Origin of the sequence: Paenibacillus polymyxa (genome assembly GCF_015710975.1) — a bacterium.
Lineage (GTDB): Bacteria > Bacillota > Bacilli > Paenibacillales > Paenibacillaceae > Paenibacillus > Paenibacillus polymyxa.
In genome coordinates this window covers 4,333,293-4,347,938 of the sequence record NZ_CP049783.1, presented here as the reverse complement: position 1 = coordinate 4,347,938, position 14,646 = coordinate 4,333,293, and the positions used below count along the sequence as shown (strand labels likewise).

Annotated in this window: 10 protein-coding genes; all 10 read right to left on the bottom strand. The window is 46.2% G+C overall.

Annotation, left to right across the window (positions count from 1 at the left end; all coding sequences use genetic code 11):
- Window positions 1-53 precede the first annotated feature (53 nt).
- The 10 genes from G7035_RS19395 to leuD all read right to left on the bottom strand — a co-directional run bounded on the left by G7035_RS19395 (window position 54) and on the right by leuD (window position 14,628).
- Window positions 54-1,892, bottom strand: a complete 1,839-nt coding sequence (locus G7035_RS19395) for an ABC transporter ATP-binding protein (protein WP_019687816.1) — start codon at window positions 1,890-1,892, stop codon at window positions 54-56.
- On the bottom strand, window positions 1,889-3,664 hold the full coding sequence (locus tag G7035_RS19390; RefSeq protein ID WP_019687817.1) for an ABC transporter ATP-binding protein: 1,776 nt from the start codon (window positions 3,662-3,664) through the stop codon (window positions 1,889-1,891). The genes G7035_RS19395 and G7035_RS19390 overlap by 4 nt, the downstream gene beginning before the upstream one ends.
- A gap of 256 nt (window positions 3,665-3,920) precedes the next feature.
- Window positions 3,921-7,589 (bottom strand): dynamin family protein, encoded by a 3,669-nt coding sequence (locus G7035_RS19385; protein WP_115293073.1) that lies wholly within the window; start codon window positions 7,587-7,589, stop codon window positions 3,921-3,923.
- A 184-nt stretch (window positions 7,590-7,773) separates the two neighbouring features.
- Window positions 7,774-8,319 carry a glutathione peroxidase gene (locus tag G7035_RS19380; RefSeq protein ID WP_019687820.1) on the bottom strand — a complete coding sequence of 182 codons (546 nt, stop codon included), beginning with the start codon at window positions 8,317-8,319 and terminating at the stop codon, window positions 7,774-7,776.
- Between the two features lie 177 nt (window positions 8,320-8,496).
- Entirely contained in the window at window positions 8,497-8,769 is a 273-nt protein-coding gene (locus G7035_RS19375; protein WP_013310628.1) for a hypothetical protein, read from the bottom strand.
- A 67-nt stretch (window positions 8,770-8,836) separates the two neighbouring features.
- Window positions 8,837-9,511 (bottom strand): endonuclease III, encoded by a 675-nt coding sequence (gene nth, locus G7035_RS19370; protein WP_016822136.1) that lies wholly within the window; start codon window positions 9,509-9,511, stop codon window positions 8,837-8,839.
- Window positions 9,512-9,724: 213 nt separating this feature from the next.
- On the bottom strand, window positions 9,725-10,375 hold the full coding sequence (locus G7035_RS19365) for a GerMN domain-containing protein (RefSeq protein ID WP_016822137.1): 651 nt from the start codon (window positions 10,373-10,375) through the stop codon (window positions 9,725-9,727).
- A 49-nt stretch (window positions 10,376-10,424) separates the two neighbouring features.
- A complete protein-coding gene (locus tag G7035_RS19360) occupies window positions 10,425-11,924 on the bottom strand; it encodes an N-acetylmuramoyl-L-alanine amidase family protein (protein ID WP_017427585.1) in 1,500 nt (499 codons plus the stop codon).
- 294 nt (window positions 11,925-12,218) lie between these two features.
- Entirely contained in the window at window positions 12,219-13,793 is a 1,575-nt protein-coding gene (locus tag G7035_RS19355) for an N-acetylmuramoyl-L-alanine amidase (protein ID WP_019687821.1), read from the bottom strand.
- A 232-nt stretch (window positions 13,794-14,025) separates the two neighbouring features.
- Entirely contained in the window at window positions 14,026-14,628 is a 603-nt protein-coding gene (gene leuD, locus G7035_RS19350) for a 3-isopropylmalate dehydratase small subunit (protein WP_019687822.1), read from the bottom strand.
- Window positions 14,629-14,646: the final 18 nt, after the last annotated feature.

Genomic DNA, 14,646 nt, shown 5'->3' with positions numbered 1-14,646 from the left:
CAATAGTGCTCGGCATTTTAATTTACAAAAAACGCGATTTTTTGATCTTTTTTTTACAAAAATCTGAACTGTGCTTCCACCAGCCCCCGATATATTCCATGTTTTTTCATCAATTGTTCATGATTACCACTTTCTTGGATCTCCCCATGGTCCAGTACAACGATATGATCAGCATTCCGGATGGTGGACAAACGGTGAGCGACCATAAAAGAAGTTCTGCCTTCCAATAGAACCTGAAGGGCCTCCTGAATTTTCAACTCCGTTTCCGTATCAATGCTGGCTGTGGCCTCATCCAGAATAAGAATTCGCGGATTAGCCAGTAAGGCACGGGCAAAGGATAAGAGCTGGCGCTGACCCATGGACAGCATCCCCCCACGCTCCTCTACCTCTGTTTCATAGCCAGCTGGCAAATGAACAATAAATTCATGAGCATTGACCGCCTTCGCAGCCGCTTCAATCTCCTCATCCGTTGCATCCAAACGGCCAAATCGGATATTATCACGTATCGTTCCCGAAAAAATAAATGTATCCTGAAGCACGATGCTAATCTGGCTGCGTAAGCTCTCCACTGTGACATCTCGCACATCATAACCGTCAATAGTAAGTCGCCCTGACGTAATGTCATAAAAACGGCTGAGCAAATTAATAATTGTACTTTTACCTGATCCAGTATGACCTACAAGCGCTATAGATTGACCTGCCTTGACAGAGAGATTAATACCTTTAAGCGCCTGACGTCCCTTTTCATATTCAAAAATAACTTTATCAAATTGAATATCACCCCGAATAGGCGGCAAGGCTTTTGCTCCTGGTTTGTTTGCAATATTCGGCTGTTCATCCATGAATTCAAAAATTCTTTCTGACGAAGCCATCGCAACCAGTAGCTGATTATACATTTGACCTAGCCGATTAATCGGCTCCCAAAAGTTCCCTACATAGTTAGCAAATGCAACCAGCAACCCCACCGTCAGCTGATCTGTCTGAATTAAATGCGCTCCAAACCAAAACAGCACAAGCGTACCTAATCCTCCGGTAATATCAATAAGTGGGCCAAAGACCTGATTCATGGCAGAAGCCTTATCCCACGATTTTTTACTGGAGCTGTTCATATCGTCGAAATAAGCCATGTTTTCCTGCTCCTGCGTATACGCTTGTGTCACACGAATTCCCTGAATAGATTCATTCAAATGAGAATTGATACGCGAGTTCTTCATGCGTACTTCTTGCCAGGCGCGACGGATGCGTACTCGCAGCTTGGTCGAAATCAAAAACATGATCGGAACAGTCACAATCACTGCCAAACCGAGCTTCCAGTTAATAAGCAGCAAAATGACAATAATTCCGAAAAGCTGTACGCAGTCAATCAGGACGTTCACTGCACCATTCGTAAATAAATCCTGTAGCGAGTTAATGTCATTCGTTACACGTACTAATACAGAACCTGCTGGTCTTTTATCAAAAAAGTTGAAGGAAAGCTTCTGAATATGCTTGAACAAATCTTCACGCAAATCGTAAATAACCCGCTGACCAATAATATTGGTGAATTTAATACGGTACGTGCTGGCTGCCCATTGGATTAAATATAACAAGAGCACGGCACCCGTGATGAGCAACAATAACTTTACGCTAGGTAGTGCAGGCGATGCAGGAGCAATGGCCTTGTCAATGGCCAGACTGATCAAATATGGAACCGTCAGCTTAGTAATCGTGCCTAGAATCATCATGACCAGAAGAATCGGCAGAATCTGACGGGCATAAGGTTTCATGTATGCTAGCAAACGTTTGAATTCCGCCCAGTTAAACGGTTTATCAATAACCTCATCATCTTGATAGACAAAGCGCTCATTGGTCGGCTTCTTTAACGGTTTGGCTTTTTCTACTGGAATATTCATGGTCTCACCTGTCCTTCGGATACACCGCCTGGAGCCTCCGCTATGTAATCGGCGTATTGAATATGATACACATCTTGGTATGGACCTGGAGTAGCAATGAGCTGTTCATGTGTTCCACGTTGGACGATTCGTCCTTCCTCAAGCACCACAATTTCATTGGCATGACGAAGCGAGGAGATTCGGTGAGCTATAATAAACGTTGTGCGTCCACGCATAACCTCTTGAAAACCGGACTGAATTTCATGCTCCGTCTCCATGTCGACCGCACTGGTAGCATCATCCAGAACCAGAATTTTTGGATTTTTGAGTAGTGCACGCGCAATGGCGATCCGTTGTTTTTGCCCTCCAGACAGTCCCAAACCACGTTCACCAACAACAGTATCGTAGCCCAGCGGTAATTCAGTGATGAATTCATGCGCCTGAGCCAGCTTGGAAACGCGTATGATGTCATCCATACTGACATGACTTAATCCATATGCAATATTGTTGCGTATGGAGGACGAGAACAGAAACGTCTCCTGAAACACGGAAGAAATTTGAGCACGTAAATCACGAATTTTCAAATGACGTATATCCGTACCATCCAGTTTGATGCTGCCTGCATTCACATTATAAGCTCGCATGAGTAGTTGAATTATGGTCGACTTCCCGGACCCTGTTCCTCCTAAAATCCCAATGACCGATCCCGGTGGCGCATCCAGATTGATGTCAACAACAGCAGGTAGCTTATTTCCGTAAGCAAAGGTAACATGTTCAAACGTCACATGTCCCTTCACCTGATCGGCGTTGAGTGTAAGTGCATTAGCTTCATCAGTTACATCTACAGACTGGTTTAGCAACTCCAAAACCCTTTCACCGGAAGCTTTGGACTGCGTATAGTTATTGATATGAAAGCCAATGCTCCAGATGGGACCGATAATATACCAAATTAAGCTAAAGAAGGCGACGAGTTGCCCCAAGGTCATTGACTTCTGTATAACCAGATATCCACCCATGCCCAGGAGAAGAACCACACTGACCGAGGCAATCAGTTCCATCGCGGGGAAAAATCGACTCCATAAGGAAGCAGCCTGAATCTGGTTGCTCTTGTACTGCTCATTACGTACGGAGAATTTTTCAACTTCATAGGATTCGCGAGCAAAAGATTTAACGGTTCGCACACCTGTAATATTTTCTTGTACCGCTGTTGTCAGGGCGCTGAGAGCAATTCGCATTTCCTGAAAGGTGGGATGAATCCGTGATTCAAATTTGAATGTGACGAAGAGTAGCAATGGCATGCTGATCATCGTAAAGAGGGTGAGCTGCCAATTAATATACAGCATCATGATAGAGCCGAATACGACCATCAGTAGCACATTGAGGAGCTGGGCAAAACCAAACCCGATAAAGTTGCGGATCGCCTCCAAATCCCCCGTCAGACGGGACATAAGATCCCCCGTTTTGGCAGTGTCATAATATCTGAAGGACAAAAATTGCAGCTTTTCGTAACAGGCATTGCGAAGTCGATACGCCAAGTAGTTACCTAGCCGTCCACCAAAAAAACCATGTAAAAATTGCATAAACCCTTTGATGATCACGACTCCCAGTACAGTCAGAGCCAGAACCGGAACTTTCTCGAAGTCACCGGGAATGATAGCGTTATCAATGAGCCGTTGGAGCAGGTTCGGATACACCAGTCCAAGGGCCGTCGCTATCGCAAGGCATAGAATGGAAAGAAATAGATAATGTCTCCTCTCTCGAAAAAAAACTTGCAGTTGCCTGAGCACTTCCATGTCAAGTCCCTCCATTAGTTGCACGACGTTGTTATATGGCTTAGTGAAGTTTACCATCCGTGTTCCAAGGCGGCAAAGAGGATAACGGGCCGTTTTCAGGCAGGTTCGCAATTGGTAGGTGATTAGACAAATTAAATCGCTTTCTTATCATTGAATATGGCTATTTCCTCAGTTTTCCTTTCTTTTTGAAGTATGCTTAAAACACCGGATTGTCCCGCAACCCGGTGTCCTGACCTTAAAGCAACCGTGAACATATTTATATGGACTCTAAATTCTCAAGCTGATCAGCAAGCTCTTCCCAAACTTGTGGCTTCTCACCGCCCTTAAGTGCGTGCTCCATGCCACGAATTGTCTCCAGCATTTGCTCTCGTAGCTGTGCTTTCTGCCACGTTTGTTCCTCTTGCATCATAGCAACGTAAAAAGAAGACAATCGTACTCGCTGCTGATCCACAGCTTCCCCGATTAGCTGGCGTAATATGGGCTCCAGTCTAGTTTGTAAATTCGCACGACCCGTCCCTTCGAAAAATAGCTTTGGATTTTTAAAGCTATTCCAATAATCCTTCCACTGAATGGACTCCTGCAAGGAAATACCCATCAGCTCGGGAACAGCCCATTCTCTGAATTCAGGAACTGTACAATCTAATCCATTCAGCTGACGGTTCATGTGATCTACGCACTGTTGTATAGCCTTACGCACTAAAGCTTGCCCGGTTTTTTCCAGTCTGAGTGTGGTTGCTAGCAATTCCTGAGACAGCTCCAGTTCGATCAATCGCAGCAGTTCACGACCACAAGATGCAAAAGCCGAACGAAGATCACCTACTCCTTCACGCAAAACAGATGGATGAAACGCTTCTGCCATAAATTCACCCGTTCGGTAGGCTAACCTTTGACGTACATGATACAGCAGTTCATCGGTTTCGTCCGACAACACAGATCCACCATTGCTACCAGTCGAACCAAGGAGCACCTCCTCCAGCTCCCTACGGATTCGATTTAATTGCTCTATTCGGATCTCTCGCTCTTCAGCGCTGTACCGAGCATCAGCAGCATGTTGTTCTATTCGGTTCCGCAGCCGTCCCAGCTCCTGCATAGCAGCTGCAATGGACAAACCTGCCAGCTCTTCGGCTGCAAATGCCGAAAAATCATTCTCAAACGCATCAAACCGTGAGGCTGAACGCAGCGAGGCTTCTCCCTGTTCGGCTGCTTCCAACGCCAGCATGCTGGAAAGCGGATAAATACGCGGCTTGCGGATTCCATTGGCTTGAAGTTGTTCCTGTACATGCTGAGTCACAGAATGTAGTTCTTCCTCAGAAGAAGCCAAATCGGATGCGTTGACGATAAAAAATGTCTGATCCAGCGCCAATGTCTCTTTGACTCGGCCCAATTGATTCAAGAACTGTCGGTCCCCTTGTGTAAACGCATGATTATAATATGTCACAAATACAAGGGCGTCTGCATGCTTCATATAATTGAAGGTCACGCCCGTGTGCCGCGCATTCACAGAATCGGCACCTGGCGTATCTACTAGCACGATGCCTTGACGAGTCAAAGCACAATCATAGTAAAGGTCTATATGCTCTACGAAGCATGATTTACGCTCGGATGCGACAAAATCCCGATACTGTTCTAAATTCACCTGAAGCTGTTGCCCTAGCAAGCTTTCAGCTTCTTTCCATCCAGCCGCAGCAGCCTTCAAAAAGCTGTAATGAGGCCTTCCCGCAGGATGAATGCCTTCCGGTGATAATGCATTTACGGCTTCTTGCCAGCCCACGGACGCTGGCTCTCCCAATCCTAATAACCGAAAAGAGTATTTAAGATCTTCCCGTAATGCGTCCACTGATTTCATGTGGACGTCAGCCGTGGCATGGCGCTCATGACTTGTAGGCGCCATAATGCGGTTAATCGCTGCTGTCGTCGGATGCGGCGATACGGGCAACACCGCTTCGCCCAACAAAGCGTTGGCAAAGCTGGACTTCCCGGCGCTGAACGCTCCGAATAGCGCCAATGTAAAGCGCCCGTCCTCCAGTGCGGCGGCACGCGCATGCAAATCCCGAACAGCCGCCTGCATGGCAGGGTACGGGCTTATTAATGCAGCGGCGGCCTTCAATCGTGTCGCTGCTGCATCCAGTCGCGTACGGCGGCCCCCGGCGGCAGACCGCGCTGTCGTCGTGCTTGCTTGTGACTGCACCGATCCGTTGCGCGAGCCAGCAATGTCTGGACGCACGGCACCAGTTGATGCCGTATCTGTCGGGGCAGCAGCGGCGGTCTCAGCCGCAGGAGCAGGCGTGCCCACCCGGGGCAACCCGCCAGGCGCGGAAGCCTGCGGCAGCAAGCTACGCAGCAGGTTGGCGTGCGAAGCTGAGGCTTGCACGCGAGTGCTGTAGCGGCTCGCCGCGTCCGCCTGCGCCAGCAACGCTGTGCGCGCATCCGCGAGAGCCTCACGGTGGGAGTTGACCCGAACCGCAAGCTGGGCCAGCAGGCGGTCTACCAGCGCCAACGCCTTACGGCGGCAATCAGCGGTCACAGCAGCGCGTAGGTCCTTGCAATAGTTCAACGTGTACTCAGGAGACAAAGCATTTTCCTTTACTGTCTGCTCTACCAGTTGCCGATCCATTACAGGGCGGATGTCATCCAGCTCCTGCTCCATCGCGGCGGTCCACAAACCTTGACCTTCTCCCCATGACCTCAGTAACTCACGCACATGTGGCAACAGCTGTCCCTCCACCTGATCAGCCAGCATCTCTGCCAGCCGATCCAAACGGCGCTCCTTTTCTCGCTCTGTCTTGCCTCCGGCAAACCATAACCCTGTTTTAAAGCCCGGCTTACGGCTCTCTAAATATTCGCCAGCCGCTTCACGTAGCTCCGCAGGCGTGAGGTGAGCGTGTTCTAATAGATGATCCAGCTCTTGACGCAGCCGTTTATGCTCCTGTTCTGGAAGCATCCTCCAGTGTTCATCTTCTTGCTGCAAGGTTTTCTGCTCTATGTCCAGGCGCAAAATGGCTTCTTCTCCACCTGCTTCTTTGAGCAGTACGTTCAGTTCCTCTTCTTCAGTAGCCTGCACTGTCTCCACATGCTGATCTACCAAATGGTGCATAGAGGACACTAAACTATAAGCCAAAAGCTCTGTTTTGCGCTCCAGCAATTTCGGAATTAAGCACGTCAACTGTTCCCACTGGTTCCAGGGGTGATTTTGCTCCTTCAAGGAAGTAAACAGGATGTCCGTGTAATGTACCTGCCAAGCATGAAAGCTGCTTTCCACCTCATTACGATAACGTGAAAATGATAGCTCCCGCTCTCGGTGCTTATCGATTTGATTGATGATCAAATATAACGGCTTGCCCCAATCCGACAAACTTTTGGCAAAGGACAAATTGTTTTCAGATTGGACATGATTGTAGTCCATCACATAAAAAACAATATCAGCCCAATGTAAAGCTGAATGCGTCGCCATCGCGTGTCCGTGGTCTGTGGAATCTACGCCGGGGGTATCCAGCAGCACTCCTCCGCCAGATAATATCGGGATATCCTCCCATACTTCAACGGATTCATAGGCCCCACCATTTTTACAATACTCAGCAAGCTCAGATAGGGAAGCTTCCACGATTTCCGGCTCCGGGTTTTCTGCCGATCGGGCTGGATGAATAAGCGCTCTCGAACGTCCATGACGGATGGACACTACATTAGCACTCGTAGGTACCGGTCCAGATGGCAGCACGGTTTTACCGCACAGGCTGTTAATCAAGCTCGATTTACCTGCTGAAAAGTGTCCGCAAAAGGCAATGGTCAGCTCTTGTGCATGCGCTTTTTCCAGCAAATCCCCTACTGCCTTCGCTCCCGCTTCATCCCCCGCTTTACGAAAGGTATTCTGTATCTGTTCTATCGTATTCAACCACTTTTCTGCGTCTCCTGTAATCGTTTGCATCATAAGCTACGGTTTCACTCCTTGTCTTATCTGCACCAAATAGCTATATTGTAGCATTCCTAAGCCACTGTGAGAATCATCACATTAAAAAAACTAAAAAAGCGCTCCCTGCCTGTACCTGGCTTTCGGGAACGCTGTTCTTGTAAATGGAAACCATAAGTTTATTAATAATATCCAAAACAGATCATTACAGTAATGCTTCAATATATTCTTCCATATCCAGAGGGTCAGTCGTTGCTTCAAATCGTTTGATCACTTTCCCGTTCCGATCAATCAGGAATTTCGTGAAATTCCATTTGATCGAATCTCCTGGTAAGTACTCAGGATGACGCTCATGAATTAAAGGAATAAGTATTTTGGCAACCGAATGCGTTTCATCAAAGCCCTCAAAGGGCAACGACGAAGCAAGATATGTAAACAACGGGTGAGCCTGCTCATCACGTACATTCACCTTTTGAAACATAGGGAACGCGACACCATAATTCAGAGTACAAAATGTTTGCACACTTTCATTGGAATCCGGCTCTTGATCGGCAAATTGATTGCATGGAAAACCGAGAATCACCAAGCCTCTATCCTTAAATTGATCATATAGACGCTGCAAATCCTGATATTGAAATGTAAATCCGCACTGGCTGGCCGTATTTACAATCAACACTACTTTATCTTTATAATCACTAAGGACAATCTCCTTGCCGTTCATCGCAATGGCTGAATAATCATAAATGCTCATTTAAGAAACTCCTCTGAAAATGTAATTGAAGATTTCATATTTAAACATGTGAAATCGTCCATATCCAGCGTTTTATGACGTTCTTCAAGGTTTGTGTTAATATGCGCCTACAGGCTGGTTAGACCAGCCGAGCCGCCTACACCGGAACATGCAACGCATGTCGTCCGCAAATTGCACTTAATTAGCTGCAGTCTCAAGCACTGGCAGCAAAATTTCAAATACTTGACCATGCTGTAAAATCGTAATCCCACGGGATTTATCCTTCATTACAACCACTTCTGGCTTTTGTGACATACGCTCCAAGTAATGCTCGGGTACATCACCAGAATGACTAACTGTGATTCCCTCTAGCTCGCGCTCTTCGTTTTCAGCAAACTCTGTTGTTACAATTTGCTCAAAAATATCGGAGAACGCCTCAAAATTATCTGTATATACCGAAATGCACTTCATTACTCTTCATCCTTTTCTACACATAAATGGTTAAACCCTCTATTACCTTTATAGGTCTTTCGGGTCTTTAAGCTCTACGTTTCTTATCTTTTCTGATAAGAGACGTTTTCATACGTTTCTTGCCTTCCCTGCACACATCCAGCAATGGACATACCTGACATTGAGGGTTTTGAGCTTTGCAATGGTAACGCCCGAAAAAAATGAGCCGGTGATGGGTCACAGACCATTCATCCCTAGGTACCCTTTTCATCAGCTTTTTTTCCACCTCAAGCACTGAATCATCCCACCCGGCAAATCCGAGCCGTTTGGAAACGCGCTCTACATGCGTATCTACCGCAATAGCTGGTACATCAAAGGCAGTAGATACTACGACATTAGCCGTCTTGCGGCCAACACCGGGTAGCTTGACCAGTTGATCATGCTCCGAAGGTATCTCTCCCCCGTACTGGTCTATTAAAATCCGGCAGAGGTTATGAATATGCTTGGCCTTGTTTCGGTACAAGCCGATTCTACGAATATCCTGCTCCAGTTCCTCAAGAGGAACAGCCAAATAATCCTCAGGTGACTTGTATTTATGAAACAGGTCTGCCGTTACTTTATTGACCATCTGATCGGAGCATTGAGCAGACAATAACACGGCAATCGTTAATTCAAAAGCATTGTCATGGTTCAGCTCACAATGGGCATCCGGAAACATCGTACCGATGGTGTCCAATATATGACGTGCGGTTGCTGCATTCACGGAAATCCTACCTCCTAGCAAAAAAAACGTCTTGATACGGGATAGCCCGCATCAAGACGGTCACTCTAAATAATCATCCGGAAAGAAACGAATACTATTTGTGCATGACTGCCTGCATAGGCGAGAAATACACTCCTATATTATCATTATCTGTCACAGATTGCACGTGAAAAGTGTGTAAATTCTCAAGAAATTTTCATACAGTCTGATCGATTAGCGGCTCATTGGATGCTCCAAATCTACATGTCCCATTAAGGACTCCAGAGATTGACCATCTACGAGCAAATCCAGCGTTTTGACTTCCTTGAATTGGAACATCGTTTTCTTCAAAGCATCGATAGCCAATTCCTCGCCGCCAGCTCCCAATCGAGCCTCATCCGGCAGGGAAATATCAAAGGTTAATGCACCGTTATCCAATTTGATCTTATGCACGGTAATTTTCTCGGACCACAACGGAATCAGAGCAGAATCACCGCTCTTTTGTAGAGCTTCAAACGCTTTTTGGAATTTTTCCAGCTCGCTTGGATAGGTAATTTCCTTTTTCTGTTCTTTTAAGCCGTTCTCTTGTGTATCCGTGTAGTACACCGTGATCTGCTGTGTTTGACGATCTCCTGACTTTTCCGTGTCTGTCTTGGTCTTTGTAGGCTCCGTCGACGGAGATGCAGGTGTTTGACTCGCTCCATTATTTTCAGCAGACTGAGCTGATGGATCAGGGGTCGTCTGTTCGGGTGTACTATTTTGTGCAGCTGAAGTTTGTGTTTCCTGAGATGGAGTCGCAGGAGCCGATGTTTGCTTAGAGGCACACCCTGCACCTGCAATGGCAAACAGTGCCAGCAGACCTGCAATTACGATTTTTTTGTTCATATGTCTGTCCCCCTCCTTACTTGACGTTGACAAGCAATTTGTTGAAGATTTATTTTACGTCAAGATACTCTGTGATTCCATCTGCAATCCCTTGAGCTACCCGGTTTTGAAAATCTTCATCAAACAGTGTTGCTTCCTCTTTTGCATTACTCAGATATCCTACTTCAAGCAAAACAGCTGGCATCGTCGTTTCCCGAATTACATGGAAATTCCCATAACGAATGCCTCGGTCTGTCAGACCCGTCGCAGGAGCAAAGTACTTATGCATAACGTTGGCGAACGCTTTGCTTGCACTACGCTGGTAATACGTCTCTGTGCCGTTGGAAGCTGAGCTACCGCTACTGTTAGCATGAATGGACACAAACACGTTGGCTTTAAGATTTTCAGCCACTTTTACGCGCTGTTTAAGCTCCAAAAATGTATCATCGCTACGTGTTAACACAACCTCAAGTTTGGGGTTTTGTTTTAATATGCTTTCTACTTTCAGGGCCATCGCCAGGTTGAAGGTCTTTTCATAATTTTTTCTCGAAATACCAACTGCCCCGGAATCTTTTGCTCCATGTCCAGCATCAATAACAACGACCTTTTTACCATTGCTGTTAACCGGGGATGTCTGTGTGTCATCAGGCTGTGACCCATCCGGTAACGTTGCATCTGGCGTTGTATTCACTGAATCCTTGGAAGCCAGATCGACAATAACACGATTCGATCCATCATTATATGCGGTATAATTCATGGCATGTTTCAAATCAATAACAACGCGCACCGTTGATGGTTCCTTTTGGAATAAAGCATATCGGATACCGGACACATCCGCTTCATTCTCAATGTCCAACGAACCATTTAAGTTGCTATCCAGCTTCTGCTGATCTCCGAAATTGTCTGCAAACGCAGTTGCTGGCAAATCCACCACTACCCGATCGGGGCCTGTCATCGTAAACGCTTTCGGCTTGACGGCACTCGCTGTTGTGATCGTTAAGCGGTTTTGGCTGAAACTGACTCCCTGCACCTGTGTCACACCTGAACTGGCATTATTGGTTGGCGCAGTTACACTTCCTGTACCTGTACTGTTATTTCCGGACTTGGGAGGTGTAAATTCCCCGTTTCCAGACCCACTACTGCGGGTATATAATTTTACGGACTTGGAGCTGCTGTCCCATTTTACGTCCAGTCCCATTTGCTCGCCGATAAAACGAAGCGGTACAAGGGCATAATTGGAACGCAGCAGAGGCGAAGCATCCAGACTAATGTCGCTTCCATTGACAGTCGCCGTCTTACTTCCGATTATCATTCGGATCGAGGTACTGTCCTTCTCAATCGTTATGGTTCGCGCCTGCTGCTTCCATGTCACGTCATATCCCAAATTTTCAGAAATTACGCGCAGCGGAACCATCGTACTTCCGCCAATTACTTGTGCCTTAGCACCACTAGGGACACTTAACTGTTGATCGTCGAGATAGATTTGTGTTCCACTCGAAGCCGCATGTCCATAACCCGGAACCGCCCACATGAAGACAAATAATAACAACAAAAAACCAAATTTCTTCATTCGTCACCCTTCCATTCATAATTTTTTTGCCACATGCTCCGGTGCGGCGACCTGATATACGCGCTTATGTAATATCAGACAACCTTATAGACGTTATCTCACACCAAAAGTTGCGAATATATTCCATCATAACAGAAATATACGTGCCAAAGAACTATTTTTGTCGAATTTTGACTAAAAATATGGACCATTCGCTTCCCGTCAAAAGTCACAGTCCGAAAAATAAAAAAAGCTACTTTTCACCCTTATGAATTTCCATCAAAAGGTAAAAATAGCTTATATCACAAGCCTTCTTTAGTTGAGTGTTTCAGTTATTCCTGTGCCTGTTCCAAGGTACTCCTTCAGGCCATCGACAATACCTTCGGCAATCTTCTGCTGTGTTTCTTCTGTGAACATGGCCGCTTCATTAGACGGATTACTAAGGTAGCCACATTCCAACAGTACAGCAGGCATTTGTGATTTTCTTGTCACCACATGGTTTGCCACCTTAATGCCGTTATCCTTAAACTCAGTTGCTGCTACAAGATGCTTATGCATGATCGTGGCCAGGCTTAAACTTTCCTGACGTGCATAATAGGTTTCAGACCCATTAGCTTTTCCGTTATTGGAGGTCGGCATACTGTTACCATGAATGGAAACAAACACGCTGGCCTGTTGATTATTAGCGAGCTGTGGACGCTCATCCAGTGTAGGATACGTATCTCCATTGCGAGTCAATACAATTTGAATGTCAGGATCATTTTGGGCAAGCTGCTGGACCTTTAATGCTACCGCCAATGTAAATTCCTTCTCATGTCGTCCAGTCACACTGCCTGCTCCAGGGTCCTTACCACCATGTCCTGGATCAATTACGACGATTCGCCGTCCTTCGACATACGTTGGTGCTACTATCTCTGGATTCACACTACGTTCACGCAACTGAAGGGTGATATCGCCTACGCCATTAGTCGAAAGATCGTAATCACGTGTCTGATTCAAAGCAATGACAATACGTGCTCCTCCTTTTGTTCCATCTGCAGGAGCAAATCTGATTTCCTGTACATCCTCACTGTCACTAATTGTCAACGCCCGCGTGCCATCCTTGCGAACCGGGAACGACTGGAGAAGATCTGCCGACAGTGAAGCCTCCGGTAAATCTACAACTATACGGTCAGGTCCCGTCATTTTGGATACTTTAGGAGTTAGATCTTTGTTCAGAGAAATCTTTAGCGTTTCACTCTCAAAAGAAATGTTTTGTACAAGCACCGCATTTGCAGTGGTCTGTTCTACATTTTGCTCCTTGGATGTTGACGGTACGACTTCCGTATGCTTGTCTGCTTCAACTGGATTTATTGTCGTCGCTGTGGCTGTAGACGTTTTATTTGTGCTTTTTGGACTCTGTGTTGACGTTTGCGACGGTTGTTGGGATTGAGACTGTTTATCCGCTGGTTGAGTTGCAATCTTCTGACTGAGATTTACGGATTTATTTTGATTATTCCAATCCACTTTTAACCCCATTTGCTCCCCGACAAAACGCAATGGAATCATGGTCGAGCTGCCCCGCAGCACAGGTGGTGCATCCAAACTAACTGTTTTTCCATTCACATCAGCCGATGTACGGCCTACATACATAGACATATCGGTACTGTTTTTTTGTATTGAAATTTTATAGGCTTGAGGTTCCCACTTAAACTGATATCCAAGCTGCTCCCCAACCACCCTGAGCGGTACCATGACTTTACCATTGACCATTTCAGGCTTGGCATCTGCAGGCGCTTCCACCCTTTTGCCATCCAAAAACAATTCTGCTCCAGCCGCATTCACATGAGGGGAGGACGGCCACAACCAAATCAAAATAGCCGCTAGTATCACCCAACCATATTTCTTCATCCTCATTCCCCTAACTTATATATGTATTTTTTGTGCTACTTACAGACATAGTCCTTCAACCATTTTACATTTACAATACCATGATGAGTTGAACCGTCAACCCCTTATTTACCAAATTATTTTCTAAACATGATAAAAGCCCGCAGGCAAAAGAGTTGCCAGTACGGGCTGTCTGTCTATCAAATAAATCAACTATATTTCTTCATATTGGAGCTAGGCTGGAAATGAACATTTATGCGCCTTGTTTCGCAGCACGTTTTTGCTCATAAGCCAGAATTTCAGACTCATGCTGGAGGGTCAAGCCAATATCATCCAAGCCTTGCAGCAGGAATTGACGGCGATGTTCATCCAGATCAAATTCAATACTCAGGCCGTAATCGTCAGTGATCGTTTTTTCATTCAGGTCTACGTTTAGTTGGTAGTTATCATGCTTCGCCGTGCGCTGGAACAATTCCTCTACTTGCTCTTCAGACAGTTTGATCGGCAAAATACCGTTTTTAAAACAGTTATTATAGAAGATATCTGCAAAAGACGGTGCGATTACACAACGAAACCCATAGTCCATGATTGCCCACGGCGCATGCTCACGGGAGGAGCCGCAACCAAAGTTGGCGCGAGAGATCAGAACAGATGCCCCTGCATAACGAGGCTTGTTCGGTTCAAATTCAGGATTAATATTGCCCGCTTCATCAAACCGCCACTCGTAGAACAAAAACTGCCCAAAGCCTGTGCGCTCGATTCGTTTCAAAAATTGCTTAGGAATAATAGCATCCGTATCCACGTTCACCCGATCCACAGGCGCTACAATTCCTTTTAAAGTTGTGAAAGCTTCCATCGTTAATTCCTCCTCCGT